Below are 17,279 nucleotides of genomic sequence, written 5' to 3'. Positions count from 1 at the left end.
GAAGCGCCCGCCTGGTGACTAAAACTCCGAAGGGATTACCAACGGTAGTGTGCGAACGCCTTGTTGGCTTCGGCCATACGGTGAACGTCTTCACGTTTCTTAACTGCAGTACCTTTGTTTTCTGCAGCATCAGAAAGTTCGTTCGCCAGGCGCAGAGCCATGGATTTATCACCGCGTTTACGAGCAGCTTCAACGATCCAACGCATTGCCAGAGCATTACGACGAACCGGACGGACTTCAACTGGTACCTGATAAGTAGAACCACCAACGCGGCGAGACTTAACTTCTACAGTCGGGCGCACGTTTTCGAGAGCTACTTCGAATGCTTCCAGTTCAGATTTACCAGAGCGCTGAGCCAGGGTCTCCAGCGCGCTGTATACGATAGATTCAGCAGTAGATTTTTTACCATCTACCATCAGGATATTTACAAATTTAGCCAGCAGTTCTGATCCGAACTTCGGATCCGGCAGAATTTTACGCTGACCAATGACGCGACGACGTGGCATGGAAATACTCCGTTGTTAATTCAGGATTGTCCAAAACTCTACGAGTTTAGTTTGACATTTAAGTTAAAACGTTTGGCCTTACTTAACGGAGAACCATTAAGCCTTAGGACGCTTCACGCCATACTTGGAACGAGCCTGCTTACGGTCTTTAACGCCGGAGCAGTCAAGCGCACCACGTACGGTGTGGTAACGAACACCCGGGAGGTCTTTAACACGACCGCCACGGATCAGGATCACGGAGTGCTCCTGCAGGTTGTGACCTTCACCACCGATGTAGGAAGTCACTTCGAAACCGTTAGTCAGACGAACACGGCATACTTTACGCAGCGCGGAGTTCGGTTTTTTAGGAGTGGTAGTATATACACGAGTACATACGCCACGTTTTTGCGGGCATGCTTCCAGCGCAGGCACGTTGCTTTTCGCAACTTTGCGAGCACGTGGTTTGCGTACCAGCTGGTTAACTGTTGCCATTAAATAGCTCCTGGTTTTAGCTTTTGCTTCGTAAACACGTAATAAAACGTCCTCACACAATATGAGGACGCCGAATTTTAGGGCGATGCCGAAAAGGTGTCAAGAAATATACAACGATCCCGCCATCACCAGGCCATCTGGCTGGAGTGCTTAACCGTAAGTCTGACGAAATCAGTATAGTCAATAGGGATGATGTCGTTCGAAATTTGACCAGTCAAACCGCGGGCAATAAGGTCTTCGTTAAGGGCATAGACCTTAATGGGGGCATTACGCAGGCTTTCAAGGTAGCGGTTACCGTCAACTGCGGCAGTTACGCCATCTTGCAATAACAGCAGTTCGTCGCCCTCACTGAGCAGACGCAGCAGCGCAGCAAAATCCGTCAGCCAGGGTGAACGATGTAATGTGTGCAGCATAAACGCCTCAAAACCTCAAAATAACATCGTAGTTGGCGAGTTCGCGGCGTAAGGCATCTGCTTCGAGCGGCGTGGCTTCGACAACAAAGGGGGTCTGCGGATCTAACCCGCGTTCGCGCAGTGAAGCCGCACAAACCCAGCACTGTTCAATGTCGTACAGACCCAACAATTTAAAAGTGGCAATGTAATCACGCGCCAGCACTGCATCGGGCTTTTGTCCTGGCAACAGCTGAAAAACGCCATCAGCAATAAAGAAGACAGCCAGATCGTCAGTTAATGCGGAAGTTGCCAGTAAAGCATCTAAACCTTCCCGGCCTGCAGCGGTACCATGAGGCGCAGTAGAAAAAACAAACGCAATTCGTTTCATCAGAACTGTACCACCCTGTCACAGGTCAGCGAGGCTTCCGCCAGCGCGCCAAGTCCACTTAAGGTAAATCCCGGCTGAAGGTTTGACGAAGCCAATCGCAGCCTTCCTGCTTCAGTTTCATCGACGATACCGCGGCGTAACGCTGCCGCTACGCAGATATTCAGCGCCACACCATGTTGCGCATTCAGTTGTTGCCAGCCGCGCACAAGGTCAAATTCGTCGCTTGCCGGTGAGGTCAATTGGTTAGCGTTATAGACCCCTTCCCGATAGAAAAAGACGCTGCTTAGTTCATGGCCTTCTGCTATCAGCGCCTGCGCAAACTGAAAAGCACTACTCGCCTGTTGCGTACCGTATGCTGGTCCGGTCACCACGATGGCAAAACGCATTACTTATCTTGCCCCTGGAAATCACCGCTCTTGAACTGGCGGATGTAGAGATAGACAGTGTGTTTGGAGATGTTCAGGCGGTCAGCAACCTGGTTGATCGCATCTTTAATATCGAAGATCCCTTTCTCGTAGAGATTTAGCACGATCTGACGATTTTTGGCGTTATTAGAAACATTGCGATCGGCATTCACTTCTTCGATGGTGAACTCCAGCGTTTGGGTAACCAGATCTTCAACAGAAGAGGCAAAGTTGACGCTTGAACCGACATCCGGGGTTTCTGGCGGCACAAAAGTGCTCATAATCTGCGAGAAGGGAACATCAAGATTCATATTGATGCACAGCAGACCAATTACACGCTGTTCGCGGTTACGAATCGCGATAGTCAGGGACTTCATTAATACGCCGCTTTTGGCGCGAGTAAAGTAGCATTTAGAAACGCTGCTATCCGCTCCCGTCATATCGTGCAGCATACGTAGCGCCAGGTCGGTAATTGGCGAACCAATCTTCCGGCCTGTATGTTCACCGTTAGCAATGCGTATGGCTGAACATTTTAGATCCTGCAAAGAGTGCAAAACGATTTCACAGTGGGAGCCAATAAGCATCGCTAACCCGTCCACCACCGCTTCGTAGGATTTCAGAATATCAAAATCGGTCTGGTCGAAAGGACGTTGATCCAGTAAATCCAACTCACTGGTTTCGTTGGTTAAAAGCGACCTGGACATGAAAAAAAACACTCCTTTTCAGGAGCCTGTCGTTAACTTTTCAGGGCAGGCTCATTAATGATGCGGGTAACTAAATTAATACAGCGGAGGTTCCGCTTTCCAGCACTAATTATATCCGGCCTGTAATAAAAAAACCGCCGCCTGGTCAGGCGGCGGTTCTTAATGCTTATTTTTTAGCAGAGTCTGCGGCTTTCGCATCAGCTTCCGGCTTTGCATCAGCCTTCGGCGCTGGTTTCACATCCAGCAGCTCTACGTCAAACACCAGGGTAGAATTCGGTGGGATCCCCGGAACACCCGCTTTGCCGTAAGCCAGTTCTGGTGGAATAACCAGTTTGATCTTACCGCCTTTCTTGATGTTCTTCAGACCTTCTGTCCAACCCGGAATAACACCGTCCAGACGGAAAGAGAGCGGTTCACCACGGGTGTAAGAGTTGTCGAACTCTTTACCGTCGATCAGCGTACCCTTGTAGTTCACTACAACAGTATCGCTGTCTTTCGGTGCTTCGCCTTTACCGGCTTCTACTACCTGATAAACCAGACCAGTTGAAGAGGTTTTAACACCTTTCTCTTTGGCAAATTTCTCGCGGTACTCTTTACCTTTCGCTTCGTTATCAGCCGCGTCTTTTTCCATCTTCGCCTGAGCAGAAGACTTCACGCGTGCTTCGAACGCTTGCAGAGTCTGTTCGATCTCTTGATCGGAGAGTTTGCTCTTATCAGCAAATGCATCCTGAACACCCGCGATCAGCTGATCTTTATCCAGTTTGATGCCCAGTTTTTCTTGTTCTTTTAGAGAGTTTTCCATGTAACGACCCAGCGAAGCACCCAGCGCATAAGCTGATTTCTGATCGTCATTTTTGAACGCTGCTTTGCTGTCAGCAGTTGTCGCAGGTTTTGCAGCTTCAGCAGCAAAAGTGATTGGTGCATGCAGGGCAACGGCCATTGTGGTCGCCAGCAGCGTTACTTTAAACAGTGATTTCATCCATATCTCCAGGATCGGGGCATCTCACCCCAGGGTTAACTATTATCAGAAGGGTACTATAAAGCGTTGTCGAACAAATCTACATACAGACACGCCCTATTATCATCTATTTTCAGACTCTTTTTGTTTAAATTAGTTTCGATGACCGCGAAATGAGTGCTGTCTCAGGCAGCAAAGTTAAGTAGAATCCGCGGCGACCATTCGACAAAAGAGGTGAATCATGCAGGATTTATCATTGGAAACACGCCTGGCAGAGCTGGAGAGCCGACTGGCTTTTCAGGAAATCACCATTGAAGAACTGAACGTCACGGTGACCGCTCATGAAATGGAGATGGCGAAACTGCGCGATCATCTGCGTCTGCTGACCGAGAAGCTAAAAGCCAGCCAGCCGTCGAACATCGCGTCGCAGGCTGAAGAAACGCCACCGCCACATTATTGAGGCGTAAAAAAAGCGGGGATTCCCCGCTTTTTTGTCACTTTTTCGGTATTAGTGGCAACCGCAACCGCCGTTACCTTTACCGCCGCAGCAGCCTTCGCCACCGTGTTCATGACCGTGATCGTGGCCATGACCACCGCAGCAACCGTCGTGGTCGTGATCGTGGTGATGATCGTGCGCACCGTGAACGTGGCCATGAGCCAGCTCTTCTTCAGTCGCTTCGCGAATCGCCACAACTTCAACGTTGAATTTCAGGTTCTGACCGGCCAGCATGTGGTTACCATCAACCACGACGTGATCGTCTTCAACCGCAGTGATTTCAACCGGTACCGGACCCTGGTCGGTTTCAGCCAGGAAACGCATACCAACCTGCAGTTCATCAACGCCCATAAATACGTCTTTAGGAACGCGCTGCACCAGGTTTTCGTCGTATTGACCATAAGCGTCGTTCGCACCAACAGCGACATCAAATTTGTCGCCAACTTCATGACCTTCCAGCGCCGTTTCCAGGCCAGAGATCAGGGAACCGTGACCATGCAGGTAGTCCAGCGGCGCACTCACCGGAGACTCATCAACCAACACACCGTCTTCTGTACGTACCTGATAGGCCAGGCTGACCACCAGGTCTTTTGCTACTTTCATGATATCTCCTGAGCATGGGAAGAATAGTGGCGCAGATTGTAGCGGAATTCTGCAGCCGTGTACTCACTAGCTTAAAAAATCTCGGCGCATATCGCTAGTCCGGATGAAAAATCCCGATCACTTGCTCATCTTTGCGAACGTGATCGCGGGCTTCTTTGTCTGCTTCTCGCATCTGATGTCCGCACTTAACACATTCAACAATATCAATATTATTTTCGCGCCACATCGCCATTGAATCCTGCGCCTGACAGGCCGGGCATTTTGCGCCCGCAATAAAACGTTTTCGGATTGCCATCTTTACCCTCTACTCAAATTCATCCCAGCCGTCCAGCTGGCGTCGTTCTTGTTGCATTTCACGCTGGAAAATCTCTTCCAGTTCGCGTCGGGCTTCCCTGGCGCGAGAAATTTGTACGGTATCGGCATGCATTGGGATGAGCTCCCGCAACATCCGCATATCCAGGCGGCGAAAATGCAGTTGCGCCCGCTGCGCCTGATGTGGATGCATGCCAAGCGTGACCAGCGTCTTGCGCCCCAGCTCTAACGCACTGGAGAATGTTTCACGAGAAAACTGCGTCACCCCTGCCTGTAATAACTCATGCGCCTCCACACGTCCGCGCGCTCGCGCAAGAATATGTAAATGCGGAAAGTGCTGTTGGCATATTTCCACCAGCTTCATGGTGTCTTCCGGCTCGTTACAGGTAATGACGATAGACTCAGCGGCCTCTGCACCCGCAGAACGTAAAAGATCTACCTGCGTGGCGTCGCCGTAATAAACTTTGTAGCCATATTTGCGCATCAGGTTAACAGCACTGATATCCCGCTCCAGCACAGTAATGCGCATTTTATTTGCCATCAGCAAACGACCAATCACCTGACCAAAACGTCCGAAGCCCACGACTATGACCTGGGGTTTATCATCGTTGACCCACGGTTTTTCGTCTTCTTCTTCCGGTCCGTTAAACTGGCGGGATAGCCATTTATCCACCAGCTTCATCAGCAGCGGCGTGGTCATCATGGAAAGTGTCACCGTCACCAGCAATAGCGCCATCTGGTCGCCCTGGAATAAGCGTTGTGAAGAAGCGGTAGAAAAGAGGACAAAGGCAAACTCGCCGCCCTGACTCAACACGCCAGCAAACTGCATCCGCTCTGAGCTACGCACGCCATACAGCCGCGCCAGCAAATACAGCACGAGAATTTTCACCGCCACCAGCACAACCACGCTTATCACTACCCACAACAGATGGGTATAAAGCACCCCGAGATTGAGCGACATGCCGACAGAGATAAAAAACAGTCCGAGCAGCAGGCCTTTGAAGGGATCGATAGCCGTTTCCAGTTCATGGCGATATTCACTTTCCGCCAGCAGCACGCCCGCAATAAACGTACCGAGCGCCATCGACAACCCCAGCGCATCCATAAACAATGCGGAACCCAACACCAGCAGCAGCGTCGCGGCGGTGAACACTTCCCGCACACCAGAAGCGGCAATAAAACGGAATACCGGACGCAGTAAATAGCGCCCACCAATCAGCATGCCAACAAACGCCAGCACCTTCATGCCGATCTTCATCCAGTCAAAATGTTCATCTGCCGATCCCGCCAGCAGCGGTACTAACGCTAGCGCCGGGATCACCGCCAGATCCTGAAACAGCAAAACCGAAAAACCTAGCTGTCCAGATTCGCTGCGATTCATCCCTTTCTCACGCATCAGTTGCAACGCCATTGCAGTGGAAGACATCGCAAGGCCAATGCCACCGACCACCGCCGCCTGCCAGGCGAAATCCGTCAGCATCAATAATCCCGCCAGCAATGCCGCGCTTAACAGCACCTGTGCCGCGCCTACGCCAAAAATCGAACGCCGCAGTTGCCAAAGCTTGGAGGGATTCAACTCAAGGCCGATGATAAACATCAGGAACACCACGCCGAGTTCCGAAAAGTGGAGGATCTCATCGACGTCGCTAATAAACCCTAGCCCCCACGGGCCAATAGCAATCCCTGCCAGCAAATATCCCAACACAGCGCCAATACCCAGCCGCGATGCCAACGGCACCGCAGCCACCGCCGCGAAGAGAAACAGCACTCCTGCGAGTAAAAAATCGGAACCTTCCATCAGCAGCCTCCTGGAGACAGCGGATTTGCCAGCCAGTCACCGTAGGCTCTGGCGTGACCCGCCAGCTCCTGTGCGCTTTGCCGTCTCGCCCAGTAAATAATGATGGGACTTAGCCAATGCATCCGGCACATCCCCGCCGCCAGTTCAAAGGGGCGCAGAACATCACTCATCGGGTAGCGATTCAACGCGTCATAACGGTAAGCACTTTCCGGCTCGCCGGTGGTAATCACGCTACGCCAGTACTTTCCCGCCAGTTGGTTTCCCCCCGGTCCGCTGGCAAAACCACGGCTTAATACCCGGTCCAGCCACTCTTTCAGTAGCGCCGGGCAGCTATAGGTATAAAGAGGATGCTGAAAGACAATCACCTCATGCTCGCGCAGTAATGCCTGCTCACGGGGGATATCAATAAAAAAGTCGGGGTAGTGCGCGTAAAGGTCGTGCACGGTAACATTGCTGAGCTGCGTGGCCGGTTTAAGCAGTACCCGGTTTGCCACCGAGTCCTGAGATTCCGGATGGGCATACAGCAGCAAAACTTTCGCTGGCTGAGACATCATCCCCCTCCCGGTATGGTTTTTGTGTATAGTCGCTGTTTTGGGCTACCATTGCGCCCGGTGCGGCAGCTCGCCCATACATTACATTATCATAATGATAAGTTAACATAGTCTGAACATACGGCGCCTTATGATTGTTTTCTCCTCGTTACAAATTCGTCGCGGCGTGCGCGTCCTGCTGGATAATGCCACCGCCACCATCAACCCCGGGCAGAAAGTCGGCCTGGTCGGTAAAAACGGCTGTGGTAAATCTACCCTGCTGGCATTGCTGAAAAATGAAATCAGCGCCGACGGCGGCAGCTACACCTTTCCAGGAAGCTGGCAACTGGCGTGGGTGAATCAGGAAACACCAGCGCTACCTCAAGCGGCGCTGGAATATGTCATTGACGGCGACCGTGAATATCGTCAACTGGAAGCGCAGCTACACGACGCCAACGAACGTAACGACGGGCACGCCATTGCGACCATTCATGGCAAGCTGGATGCTATTGACGCATGGAGTATTCGCTCCCGCGCCGCCAGCCTGCTGCACGGCCTCGGTTTCAGCAATGAACAACTGGAGCGCCCGGTAAGTGATTTCTCCGGTGGCTGGCGTATGCGTCTCAACCTCGCCCAGGCGCTGATTTGCCGTTCAGACTTGCTGCTGCTCGACGAACCGACCAACCACCTCGATCTCGATGCTGTTATCTGGCTGGAAAAATGGCTGAAGAGCTATCAGGGCACGCTGATCCTGATCTCCCACGACCGAGACTTCCTCGATCCGATCGTTGATAAAATTATTCATATCGAACAGCAAAACATGTTCGAGTACACCGGCAACTACAGCTCGTTTGAAGTGCAGCGTGCTACCCGTCTGGCACAGCAACAGGCGATGTATGAAAGCCAGCAAGAGCGCGTGGCACATCTGCAAAGTTATATCGACCGTTTCCGTGCCAAAGCCACCAAAGCGAAGCAGGCCCAGAGCCGTATTAAGATGCTCGAGCGTATGGAGTTGATTGCCCCCGCGCACGTCGACAACCCGTTCCGTTTTAGCTTCCGCGCGCCGGAAAGCCTGCCTAATCCGTTGTTGAAAATGGAAAAGGTCAGCGCAGGTTATGGCGATCGCATTATTCTCGACTCGATTAAACTGAATCTGGTGCCGGGTTCGCGCATTGGTCTGTTAGGCCGCAATGGCGCGGGTAAATCGACATTAATCAAACTGTTAGCCGGAGAACTTGCGCCTGTCAGCGGTGAAATTGGCCTGGCGAAAGGGATCAAACTAGGTTACTTCGCCCAGCATCAACTTGAATACCTGCGCGCCGACGAATCGCCTATTCAACATCTGGCACGTTTAGCGCCGCAGGAACTAGAACAAAAACTACGTGATTACCTCGGTGGCTTTGGTTTCCAGGGCGATAAAGTGACGGAAGAAACGCGCCGTTTCTCCGGTGGGGAAAAAGCCCGCCTGGTGCTGGCATTAATCGTCTGGCAGCGTCCGAATCTACTGCTGCTCGACGAACCGACTAACCACCTTGACCTCGACATGCGCCAGGCACTGACTGAAGCGTTGATCGAGTTTGAAGGCGCATTGGTTGTCGTTTCGCACGACCGCCATTTGTTGCGTTCCACCACTGACGATCTCTATCTGGTTCACGATCGTAAAGTCGAACCGTTCGACGGCGATCTGGAAGATTATCAACAGTGGTTGAGCGACGTTCAAAAGCAGGAAAACCAGACCGACGACGCGCCAAAAGAGAACGCGAACAGCGCCCAGGCACGTAAAGACCAGAAGCGTCGGGAAGCGGAGCTGCGTGCGCAAACCCAGCCACTGCGTAAAGAAATCGCCCGTCTGGAAAAAGAGATGGAGAAGCTGAACGCGCAACTGGCGCAGGCGGAAGAGAAACTCGGCGACAGCGAACTGTACGATCAAAGCCGTAAAGCGGAGTTGACCGCCTGCCTGCAACAGCAAGCCAGCGCCAAATCCGGCCTGGAAGAGTGCGAAATGGCGTGGCTGGAAGCCCAGGAGCAGCTTGAGCAGATGCTGCTGGAAGGCCAAAGCAACTGATGGCGCAGATAACGACGGCCGATGCCAATGAATTCAGCAGCAGTGCTGAATTCACCCCTATGCGCGGCTTTAGCAATTGTCATCTGCAAACCATGCTGCCGCGTCTGTTTCGTCGCAAGGTGAAATTCACCCCGCACTGGCAGCGACTGGAGTTGCCCGACGGCGATTTTGTCGATCTCGCATGGAGTGAAGACCCTGCCCAGGCGAAACAGAAACCGCGTTTAGTGGTGTTTCACGGGCTGGAGGGCAGCCTCAATAGCCCTTACGCCCACGGTCTGGTCGAGGCGGCGCAAAAACGCGGCTGGCTGGGCGTGGTGATGCATTTTCGCGGATGCAGCGGTGAACCAAACCGTATGCACCGCATTTACCATTCGGGCGAAACCGAAGACGCCAGCTGGTTTTTACGCTGGCTGCAGCGCGAATTTGGACATGCGCCAACGGCTGCCGTCGGCTATTCGCTCGGCGGTAATATGCTCGCCTGTTTGCTGGCAAAAGAAGGTAATAACCTCCCGATTGATGCAGCGGTAATTGTCTCCGCGCCATTTATGCTGGAAGCCTGTAGCTATCATATGGAAAAGGGCTTTTCCCGCATTTATCAGCGTTACTTGCTGAACCTGTTAAAAGCCAATGCCGCGCGCAAGCTGGCAGCCTACCCCGGAACACTGCCGATTAATCTCGCGCAGTTAAAATCGGTACGTCGCATCCGTGAATTTGACGATCTCATCACCGCCAGAATTCACGGCTACGCTGACGCTATCGACTATTATCGTCAGTGTAGCGCCATGCCGATGCTGAACCGGATCGCCAAACCGACGCTGATTATTCACGCCAAAGACGATCCGTTTATGGATCATCAGGTGATCCCGAAACCGGAAAGTCTCCCCCCGCAGGTGGAGTATCAACTGACTGAACATGGCGGTCATGTTGGCTTTATTGGCGGTACATTACTTCATCCGCAAATGTGGCTGGAGTCACGCATTCCTGACTGGTTAACAACGTATCTGGAGGCGAAATCATGTTGATTCCGTGGCAAGACCTCTCTCCCGAAACGCTGGAAAATTTAATTGAAAGCTTTGTGTTACGTGAAGGCACCGATTATGGTGAACATGAGCGTACACTTGAACAGAAAGTCGCCGACGTCAAACGCCAGCTACAGTGCGGAGAAGCGGTGCTGGTATGGTCGGAGCTGCACGAAACGGTCAATATCATGCCGCGCAGTCAGTTTCGCGAATAACCTGCAACCGTCGGCGGACGAGATAATAATGATAGCTAAGTCATGGAGTTACTATGTCTGCCAAACATCCGGTCATTGCGGTAACAGGATCCAGCGGCGCGGGGACCACCACCACCAGCCTCGCGTTTCGTAAAATATTCGCGCAGTTAAATCTGCATGCAGCTGAGGTGGAAGGCGACAGTTTTCACCGTTACACCCGCCCGGAAATGGACATGGCGATCCGCAAAGCGCGCGACGCCGGGCGGCATATCAGCTACTTCGGCCCCGAAGCGAACGACTTCGGCCTGCTGGAACAAACCTTCATTGAATACGGTCAGAGCGGCAAAGGGAAATCTCGCAAATATCTGCATACCTACGACGAAGCCGTACCCTGGAATCAGGTACCGGGAACATTCACCCCCTGGCAACCTTTACCAGAACCCACTGATGTACTGTTTTATGAAGGTTTACACGGCGGCGTAGTCACGCCACAGCATAACGTTGCGCAGCATGTGGACTTACTGGTCGGCGTGGTGCCTATCGTTAACCTTGAGTGGATTCAAAAACTGATCCGCGACACCAGCGAGCGCGGGCACTCACGAGAAGCAGTGATGGACTCAGTAGTGCGTTCAATGGAAGACTATATCAACTACATCACACCGCAGTTTTCCCGCACCCATCTTAACTTCCAGCGCGTTCCCACCGTCGACACTTCAAACCCGTTCGCGGCAAAAGGTATCCCGTCGCTGGATGAAAGCTTTGTGGTGATCCATTTTCGTAATCTGGAAGGGATCGATTTCCCCTGGCTGCTGGCGATGTTGCAAGGCTCATTCATTTCCCACATCAATACGTTAGTGGTGCCCGGCGGCAAAATGGGTCTGGCAATGGAATTAATTATGCTGCCGCTGGTGCAACGATTGATGGAAGGAAAGAAAATCGAGTAACTCTGCTATTACGCCGGATAAAATACTATCCGGCTTCACAACGGGATAGTTAAATCACGCGCCAACCACTTCATACGAGTGAGTAATATTCACCGCTTTTTCCAGCATCAACGCCACTGAACAATATTTCTCAGCAGAGAGATCAACCGCACGCGCAACCGCTGCGTCTTTCAGGTCGCGACCGGTGACGATAAAATGCAGATTAATGTGCGTAAACAGGCGTGGTGCCTCTTCGCGGCGTTCAGAGGTCAATTTTACTTCACAATCGACCACATCCTGACGCCCTTTTTGCAGGATAGATACCACATCAATCGCGCTACAGCCACCCGCCGCCATCAACACCATTTCCATCGGACTTGGTGCTTTATCGCCTGAGTTGCCGTCCATTAAAATCTGATGACCAGAGGCGGATTCGCCCAGAAAAGTTAACCCTTCGACCCACTTCACTCGCGCTTGCATTTTTGCTACTCCACTGCGTCAATTTTCCTGACAGAGTACGCGTACTAACCAAATCGCGCAACGGAAGGCGACCTGGGTCATGCTGAAGCGAGACACCAGGAGACACAAAGCGAAAGCTATGCTAAAACAGTCAGGATGCTACAGTAATACATTGATGTACTGCATGTATGCAAAGGACGTCACATTACCGTGCAGTACAGTTGATAGCCCCTTCCCAGGTAGCGGGAAGCATATTTCGGCAATCCAGAGACAGCGGCGTTATCTGGCTCTGGAGAAAGCTTATAACAGAGGATAACCGCGCATGGTGCTTGGCAAACCGCAAACAGACCCGACTCTCGAATGGTTCTTGTCTCATTGCCACATTCATAAGTACCCATCCAAGAGCACGCTTATTCACCAGGGTGAAAAAGCGGAAACGCTGTACTACATCGTTAAAGGCTCTGTGGCAGTGCTGATCAAAGATGAAGAGGGTAAAGAAATGATCCTCTCCTATCTGAATCAGGGTGATTTTATTGGCGAACTGGGCCTGTTTGAAGAGGGCCAGGAACGTAGCGCATGGGTACGTGCGAAAACCGCCTGTGAAGTGGCTGAAATTTCGTACAAAAAATTTCGCCAATTGATTCAGGTAAACCCGGACATTCTGATGCGTCTGTCTGCACAGATGGCGCGTCGTCTGCAAGTCACTTCAGAGAAAGTGGGCAACCTGGCGTTCCTCGACGTGACGGGCCGCATTGCACAGACTCTGCTGAACCTGGCAAAACAACCAGACGCTATGACTCACCCGGACGGTATGCAAATCAAAATTACCCGTCAGGAAATCGGTCAGATTGTCGGCTGTTCTCGTGAAACCGTGGGACGCATTCTGAAGATGCTGGAAGATCAGAACCTGATCTCCGCACACGGTAAAACCATCGTCGTTTACGGCACTCGTTAATCCCGTCGGAGTGGCGCGTTACCTGGTAGCGCGCCATTTTGTTTCCCCCGATGTGGCGCAGACTGATTTATCACCCCGATATCAACTATGCACTTCGACAAACGCTGGTGCTATGTTTGCCCGTGGCCGTTGGGTTAATGCTTGGCGAATTACGATTCGGTCTGCTCTTCTCCCTCGTTCCTGCCTGTTGCAATATTGCGGGCCTTGATACGCCTCATAAACGTTTTTTCAAACGCTTAATCATTGGTGCGTCGCTGTTTGCCACCTGTAGCTTACTGACACAGCTGCTACTGGTAAAAGATGTTCCCCTGCCCTTTTTGCTGACCGGATTAACGCTGGTACTTGGCGTCACTGCTGAGCTGGGGCCATTGCACGCAAAATTGCTTCCCGCATCGCTGCTCGCCGCCATTTTTACCCTCAGTCTGGCGGGATACATGCCGGTCTGGGAACCATTGCTCATCTATGCGTTGGGCACTCTCTGGTACGGATTGTTTAACTGGTTTTGGTTCTGGATCTGGCGCGAACAACCGCTGCGCGAGTCACTAAGTCTGCTGTACCGCGAACTGGCAGATTATTGTGAAGCCAAATACAGCCTGCTTACCCAGCACACCGACCCTGAAAAAGCGCTGCCGCCGCTGCTGGTGCGCCAGCAAAAAGCGGTCGATCTAATTACCCAGTGCTATCAGCAAATGCATATGCTTTCCGCGCAAAATAATACTGATTACAAGCGGATGCTGCGTATTTTCCAGGAGGCGCTGGATTTACAGGAACATATTTCGGTCAGTTTGCATCAGCCGGAAGAGGTGCAAAAGCTGGTCGAGCGTAGCCATGCGGAAGAAGTTATCCGCTGGAATGCGCAAACCGTCGCCGCTCGCCTGCGCGTGCTGGCTGATGACATTCTTTACCATCGCCTGCCAACGCGTTTTACGATGGAAAAGCAAATTGGCGCACTGGAAAAAATCGCCCGCCAGCATCCGGATAATCCGGTTGGGCAATTCTGCTACTGGCATTTCAGCCGCATCGCCCGCGTGCTGCGCACCCAAAAACCGCTCTATGCCCGTGACTTACTGGCCGATAAACAGCGGCGAATGCCGTTACTTCCGGCGCTGAAAAGTTATCTGTCACTAAAGTCTCCGGCGCTACGCAATGCCGGACGACTCAGTGTGATGTTAAGCGTTGCCAGCCTGATGGGCACCGCGCTGCATCTGCCGAAGTCGTACTGGATCCTGATGACGGTATTGCTGGTGACACAAAATGGCTATGGCGCAACCCGTCTGAGGATTGTGAATCGCTCCGTGGGAACCGTGGTCGGGTTAATCATTGCGGGCGTGGCGCTGCACTTTAAAATTCCCGAAGGTTACACCCTGACGTTGATGCTGATTACCACCCTCGCCAGCTACCTGATATTGCGCAAAAACTACGGCTGGGCGACGGTCGGTTTTACTATTACCGCAGTGTATACCCTGCAACTATTGTGGTTGAACGGCGAGCAATACATCCTTCCGCGTCTTATCGATACCATTATTGGTTGTTTAATTGCTTTCGGCGGTACTGTCTGGCTGTGGCCGCAGTGGCAGAGCGGGTTATTGCGTAAAAACGCCCATGACGCTTTAGAAGCCTATCAGGAAGCGATTCGCTTGATTCTTAGCGAGGATCCGCAACCTACGCCACTGGCCTGGCAGCGAATGCGGGTAAATCAGGCACATAACACTCTGTATAACTCATTGAATCAGGCGATGCAGGAACCGGCGTTTAACAGCCATTATCTGGCAGATATGAAACTGTGGGTAACGCACAGCCAGTTTATTGTTGAGCATATTAATGCCATGACCACGCTGGCACGGGAACACCGGGCATTGCCACCTGAACTGGCACAAGAGTATTTACAGTCTTGTGAAATCGCCATTCAGCGTTGTCAGCAGCGACTGGAATATGACGAACCGGGGAGTTCTGGCGATGCCAATATCATGGATTCGCCGGAGATGCAGCCGCACGAAGGCGCGGCAGGTACGCTGGAGCAGCATCTACAGCGGGTTATTGGTCATCTGAACACCATGCACACCATTTCGTCGATGGCATGGCGTCAGCGACCGCATCACGGGATTTGGCTGAGTCGCAAGTTGCGGGATTCGAAGGCGTAATACAGGCTAAACCATCGGATACAGCGTTCGCGCCGCATCCGACATCTTTTGCCTGATGCGTCTTATTTACGCCCCAATCACCTTCGCCACCGCGTGGGCGAAACGTTGCATCCCTTCATCGATATCCGCATCTTCCACCACCAGCGACGGTGCAAAACGCATCACATCCGGTCCGGCATTCAGCACCATTACGCCAGCCTCTGCGCCCGCATACAGGAAATCACGCGCCCGACCTTTGTACTGTGGTTTCAGCTCTGCGCCAATCAACAGCCCCATACCGCGAATATCGCTAAACACATCGTACTGCTGATCGATCTTCTGCAGATGGTCAACAAAACGCTGGCGTTTCGCCTGAATGCCTTCCAGCACTTCAGGGGTATTGATGATATCAAACGCCGCCCCCGCTACTGCACAGGCCAGAGGATTACCGCCGTAGGTGGAACCGTGAGAACCAGGATGAAACGCAGAAGCAATTTCCGCCGTGGTCAGCATGGCGCTAATCGGGAAGCCGCCGCCTAACGCTTTCGCAGAGGTCAGAATATCCGGCGTCACGCCGTAGTGCATGTAAGCAAACAAATCGCCGGTCCGCCCCATCCCGCACTGCACTTCATCAAACACCAATAATGCCTGATGTTGATCGCACAGCTCGCGCAAGCCCTGCAAAAACTCTGGCGTCGCAGCCGTCACGCCGCCCTCGCCCTGAATCGGCTCAACCACCACCGCGCAGGTGTGATCATCCATCACCGCTTTCACTGCGTGGAGATCATTAAAGGGAACGTGGATGATGTCTGCCGGTTTTGGCCCAAAGCCGTCGGAATATTTTGGCTGCCCGCCCACCGAGACGGTAAACAGCGAACGACCATGAAAAGCGTTATGGAAGGCAATAATTTTGGTTTTGAACGGGCTATGACGCACACAGGCGTAATGGCGTGCCAGTTTAAAGGCAGTTTCGTTAGCTTCCGTGCCGGAGTTCATAAACACCACGCGTTCGGCAAACGTTGCCTCAATCAGTTTACGACCAAGACGCAGCGCCGGTTCATTGGTAAAAACGTTACTGATATGCCACAGAGTTTCGCCCTGGGTTTTTAACGCGTTCACCAGCGCAGGATGGCAATGGCCCAACGCCGTAACTGCAATGCCACCCGCGAAATCGACATACTCCTTGCCTTGCTGATCCCAGATTCTGCTGCCCAGACCTTTTACCGGAATAAACTCTGCCGGAGCATAAATCGGCAGGATCACTTCATCGAAAGTCGCGCGTGTAATTGCTGTTTGTTCAATTGCCATCTCATGATCACCCTGTTACGCATAAACCAATGTGAAATTATAATCACAAAATATGCATAAAAAATCACTTAATAGCAATCAGAAATCAGCGATGCAGGAAATTAGCCAGCAGTTGATGTCCTTGTTCGCTGAGAATACTTTCTGGATGGAACTGCACACCTTCCAGATCCCACTGGCGATGGCGAATCCCCATAATCTCGCGGGTTTCGCTCCAGGCCGTCACTTCAAAGCACTCCGGTAATGAGTCAGGCTCCACCACCAGCGAATGGTAGCGTGTCACGGTGAGTGGATTTGCCAGCCCCTTAAATACGCCCTCACCGTTATGTGTGATCGGCGAGGTTTTGCCGTGCATCACCTTTGCGGCGCGCACAACTTTGCCACCAAAAGCCTGCGCCATTGCCTGATGACCGAGGCAGACGCCAAGAATCGGCAAACTGCCGGCGTAGTGGCGAATAACGTCAAGGGAGATCCCTGCATCGTCCGGCGTACAGGGTCCAGGTGAGATAACAATTTTCTGCGGTTTGAGTGTGTCGATATCCGCCAACGTTAACGCATCGTTGCGCTTAACCAACACGTCGGCCCCCAGTTCACAAAAGTACTGGTAGAGGTTCCAGGTGAAAGAATCGTAGTTATCAATAAGCAGGATCATGGCGGCTCCGGTACGAAAGAACCGC

At 52.3% G+C, this 17,279-nt stretch carries 21 protein-coding genes; 7 read left to right on the top strand and 14 right to left on the bottom strand.

The window, feature by feature from the left end; all coding sequences use genetic code 11:
- Positions 1-35: 35 nt before the first annotated feature.
- From rpsG to fkpA, 7 genes are all read right to left on the bottom strand, one after another.
- Entirely contained in the window at positions 36-506 is a 471-nt protein-coding gene (gene rpsG, locus AACU19_RS23415; RefSeq protein WP_001138043.1) for a 30S ribosomal protein S7, read from the bottom strand.
- Positions 507-602: 96 nt separating this feature from the next.
- Complete coding sequence (gene rpsL / locus AACU19_RS23410; protein ID WP_000246815.1) at positions 603-977, bottom strand: 30S ribosomal protein S12; 375 nt, start codon at positions 975-977, stop codon at positions 603-605.
- Between the two features lie 125 nt (positions 978-1,102).
- Positions 1,103-1,390 (bottom strand): sulfurtransferase complex subunit TusB, encoded by a 288-nt coding sequence (tusB, locus tag AACU19_RS23405; RefSeq protein WP_000903377.1) that lies wholly within the window; start codon positions 1,388-1,390, stop codon positions 1,103-1,105.
- Between the two features lie 7 nt (positions 1,391-1,397).
- Positions 1,398-1,757 (bottom strand): sulfurtransferase complex subunit TusC, encoded by a 360-nt coding sequence (tusC, locus tag AACU19_RS23400; protein WP_000820714.1) that lies wholly within the window; start codon positions 1,755-1,757, stop codon positions 1,398-1,400.
- Complete coding sequence (gene tusD, locus AACU19_RS23395; protein WP_001209691.1) at positions 1,757-2,143, bottom strand: sulfurtransferase complex subunit TusD; 387 nt, start codon at positions 2,141-2,143, stop codon at positions 1,757-1,759. Before tusD ends, tusC begins: the two co-directional genes overlap by 1 nt.
- Positions 2,143-2,865, bottom strand: coding sequence for a helix-turn-helix transcriptional regulator (locus AACU19_RS23390; RefSeq protein ID WP_000091466.1), 723 nt, complete (start codon positions 2,863-2,865; stop codon positions 2,143-2,145). The genes tusD and AACU19_RS23390 overlap by 1 nt, the downstream gene beginning before the upstream one ends.
- Before the next feature lie 166 nt (positions 2,866-3,031).
- Entirely contained in the window at positions 3,032-3,844 is an 813-nt protein-coding gene (gene fkpA, locus AACU19_RS23385) for an FKBP-type peptidyl-prolyl cis-trans isomerase (RefSeq protein WP_000838261.1), read from the bottom strand.
- Positions 3,845-4,064: 220 nt separating this feature from the next.
- Between fkpA and AACU19_RS23380 the strand changes: the two genes are divergently transcribed.
- The gene (locus AACU19_RS23380) at positions 4,065-4,283 is read left to right on the top strand and encodes a protein SlyX (RefSeq protein ID WP_001153619.1); all 219 of its coding nucleotides are present in this window, start codon (positions 4,065-4,067) and stop codon (positions 4,281-4,283) included.
- 48 nt (positions 4,284-4,331) lie between these two features.
- On the opposite strand, the gene slyD is transcribed toward AACU19_RS23380, so the two are convergent.
- The 4 genes from slyD to kefG form a co-directional block, all read right to left on the bottom strand.
- Complete coding sequence (gene slyD, locus AACU19_RS23375; protein ID WP_000861334.1) at positions 4,332-4,922, bottom strand: peptidylprolyl isomerase; 591 nt, start codon at positions 4,920-4,922, stop codon at positions 4,332-4,334.
- A gap of 94 nt (positions 4,923-5,016) precedes the next feature.
- On the bottom strand, positions 5,017-5,217 hold the full coding sequence (locus AACU19_RS23370; protein ID WP_001007730.1) for a YheV family putative zinc ribbon protein: 201 nt from the start codon (positions 5,215-5,217) through the stop codon (positions 5,017-5,019).
- Between the two features lie 9 nt (positions 5,218-5,226).
- The gene (kefB, locus tag AACU19_RS23365; protein WP_000399122.1) at positions 5,227-7,032 is read right to left on the bottom strand and encodes a glutathione-regulated potassium-efflux system protein KefB; all 1,806 of its coding nucleotides are present in this window, start codon (positions 7,030-7,032) and stop codon (positions 5,227-5,229) included.
- Entirely contained in the window at positions 7,032-7,583 is a 552-nt protein-coding gene (gene kefG / locus AACU19_RS23360; protein WP_123057648.1) for a glutathione-regulated potassium-efflux system ancillary protein KefG, read from the bottom strand. Before kefG ends, kefB begins: the two co-directional genes overlap by 1 nt.
- A gap of 130 nt (positions 7,584-7,713) precedes the next feature.
- Between kefG and AACU19_RS23355 the strand changes: the two genes are divergently transcribed.
- Genes AACU19_RS23355 through AACU19_RS23340 form a run of 4 tightly spaced genes read left to right on the top strand, consistent with a single transcriptional unit; the run spans position 7,714 to position 11,784 of the window.
- Entirely contained in the window at positions 7,714-9,627 is a 1,914-nt protein-coding gene (locus AACU19_RS23355) for an ABC transporter ATP-binding protein (RefSeq protein ID WP_000634783.1), read from the top strand.
- Complete coding sequence (locus AACU19_RS23350) at positions 9,627-10,649, top strand: hydrolase (protein ID WP_105278617.1); 1,023 nt, start codon at positions 9,627-9,629, stop codon at positions 10,647-10,649. Before AACU19_RS23355 ends, AACU19_RS23350 begins: the two co-directional genes overlap by 1 nt.
- Positions 10,643-10,861, top strand: a complete 219-nt coding sequence (locus tag AACU19_RS23345) for a YheU family protein (protein WP_000907085.1) — start codon at positions 10,643-10,645, stop codon at positions 10,859-10,861. The genes AACU19_RS23350 and AACU19_RS23345 overlap by 7 nt, the downstream gene beginning before the upstream one ends.
- Before the next feature lie 53 nt (positions 10,862-10,914).
- The gene (locus AACU19_RS23340) at positions 10,915-11,784 is read left to right on the top strand and encodes a phosphoribulokinase (RefSeq protein WP_001274680.1); all 870 of its coding nucleotides are present in this window, start codon (positions 10,915-10,917) and stop codon (positions 11,782-11,784) included.
- Positions 11,785-11,838: 54 nt separating this feature from the next.
- On the opposite strand, the gene AACU19_RS23335 is transcribed toward AACU19_RS23340, so the two are convergent.
- Entirely contained in the window at positions 11,839-12,243 is a 405-nt protein-coding gene (locus tag AACU19_RS23335; protein ID WP_001148910.1) for an OsmC family protein, read from the bottom strand.
- 301 nt (positions 12,244-12,544) lie between these two features.
- Here AACU19_RS23335 and crp point away from each other — a divergent pair, with 301 nt between their 5' ends.
- Together crp and AACU19_RS23325 are read left to right on the top strand one after the other, a co-directional pair.
- Positions 12,545-13,177: a cAMP-activated global transcriptional regulator CRP gene (gene crp / locus AACU19_RS23330; RefSeq protein WP_000242755.1), complete on the top strand. Its 633-nt coding sequence runs from the start codon at positions 12,545-12,547 to the stop codon at positions 13,175-13,177.
- A 50-nt stretch (positions 13,178-13,227) separates the two neighbouring features.
- Complete coding sequence (locus AACU19_RS23325; protein WP_001356072.1) at positions 13,228-15,318, top strand: YccS/YhfK family putative transporter; 2,091 nt, start codon at positions 13,228-13,230, stop codon at positions 15,316-15,318.
- 66 nt (positions 15,319-15,384) lie between these two features.
- Here AACU19_RS23325 and argD read toward each other — a convergent pair whose 3' ends face one another.
- Complete coding sequence (argD, locus tag AACU19_RS23320) at positions 15,385-16,605, bottom strand: bifunctional acetylornithine/succinyldiaminopimelate transaminase (RefSeq protein WP_105278616.1); 1,221 nt, start codon at positions 16,603-16,605, stop codon at positions 15,385-15,387.
- 85 nt (positions 16,606-16,690) lie between these two features.
- The gene (pabA, locus tag AACU19_RS23315; protein ID WP_105278615.1) at positions 16,691-17,254 is read right to left on the bottom strand and encodes an aminodeoxychorismate synthase component 2; all 564 of its coding nucleotides are present in this window, start codon (positions 17,252-17,254) and stop codon (positions 16,691-16,693) included.
- Positions 17,255-17,279 lie beyond the last annotated feature (25 nt).

Source organism: Escherichia sp. MOD1-EC4550 (genome assembly GCF_963876935.1).
Classification (GTDB): domain Bacteria; phylum Pseudomonadota; class Gammaproteobacteria; order Enterobacterales; family Enterobacteriaceae; genus Escherichia; species Escherichia coli_F.
The sequence above is the reverse complement of the archived record's forward strand: the minus strand, read 5'-3'. Positions and strand labels throughout refer to the sequence as shown.

Excerpts from the sequence above, each read along its gene's own strand:
- rpsG (WP_001138043.1), bottom strand. The coding sequence starts at position 506 with ATGCCACGTCGTCGCGTCATTGGTCAGCGTAAAATTCTGCCGGATCCG.
- rpsL (WP_000246815.1), bottom strand. The coding sequence starts at position 977 with ATGGCAACAGTTAACCAGCTGGTACGCAAACCACGTGCTCGCAAAGTT.
- tusB (WP_000903377.1), bottom strand. The coding sequence starts at position 1,390 with ATGCTGCACACATTACATCGTTCACCCTGGCTGACGGATTTTGCTGCG.
- tusC (WP_000820714.1), bottom strand. The coding sequence starts at position 1,757 with ATGAAACGAATTGCGTTTGTTTTTTCTACTGCGCCTCATGGTACCGCT.
- tusD (WP_001209691.1), bottom strand. The coding sequence starts at position 2,143 with ATGCGTTTTGCCATCGTGGTGACCGGACCAGCATACGGTACGCAACAG.
- AACU19_RS23390 (WP_000091466.1), bottom strand. The coding sequence starts at position 2,865 with ATGTCCAGGTCGCTTTTAACCAACGAAACCAGTGAGTTGGATTTACTG.
- fkpA (WP_000838261.1), bottom strand. The coding sequence starts at position 3,844 with ATGAAATCACTGTTTAAAGTAACGCTGCTGGCGACCACAATGGCCGTT.
- AACU19_RS23380 (WP_001153619.1), top strand. The coding sequence starts at position 4,065 with ATGCAGGATTTATCATTGGAAACACGCCTGGCAGAGCTGGAGAGCCGA.
- slyD (WP_000861334.1), bottom strand. The coding sequence starts at position 4,922 with ATGAAAGTAGCAAAAGACCTGGTGGTCAGCCTGGCCTATCAGGTACGT.
- AACU19_RS23370 (WP_001007730.1), bottom strand. The coding sequence starts at position 5,217 with ATGGCAATCCGAAAACGTTTTATTGCGGGCGCAAAATGCCCGGCCTGT.
- kefB (WP_000399122.1), bottom strand. The coding sequence starts at position 7,032 with ATGGAAGGTTCCGATTTTTTACTCGCAGGAGTGCTGTTTCTCTTCGCG.
- kefG (WP_123057648.1), bottom strand. The coding sequence starts at position 7,583 with ATGTCTCAGCCAGCGAAAGTTTTGCTGCTGTATGCCCATCCGGAATCT.
- AACU19_RS23355 (WP_000634783.1), top strand. The coding sequence starts at position 7,714 with ATGATTGTTTTCTCCTCGTTACAAATTCGTCGCGGCGTGCGCGTCCTG.
- AACU19_RS23350 (WP_105278617.1), top strand. The coding sequence starts at position 9,627 with ATGGCGCAGATAACGACGGCCGATGCCAATGAATTCAGCAGCAGTGCT.
- AACU19_RS23345 (WP_000907085.1), top strand. The coding sequence starts at position 10,643 with ATGTTGATTCCGTGGCAAGACCTCTCTCCCGAAACGCTGGAAAATTTA.
- AACU19_RS23340 (WP_001274680.1), top strand. The coding sequence starts at position 10,915 with ATGTCTGCCAAACATCCGGTCATTGCGGTAACAGGATCCAGCGGCGCG.
- AACU19_RS23335 (WP_001148910.1), bottom strand. The coding sequence starts at position 12,243 with ATGCAAGCGCGAGTGAAGTGGGTCGAAGGGTTAACTTTTCTGGGCGAA.
- crp (WP_000242755.1), top strand. The coding sequence starts at position 12,545 with ATGGTGCTTGGCAAACCGCAAACAGACCCGACTCTCGAATGGTTCTTG.
- AACU19_RS23325 (WP_001356072.1), top strand. The coding sequence starts at position 13,228 with ATGTGGCGCAGACTGATTTATCACCCCGATATCAACTATGCACTTCGA.
- argD (WP_105278616.1), bottom strand. The coding sequence starts at position 16,605 with ATGGCAATTGAACAAACAGCAATTACACGCGCGACTTTCGATGAAGTG.
- pabA (WP_105278615.1), bottom strand. The coding sequence starts at position 17,254 with ATGATCCTGCTTATTGATAACTACGATTCTTTCACCTGGAACCTCTAC.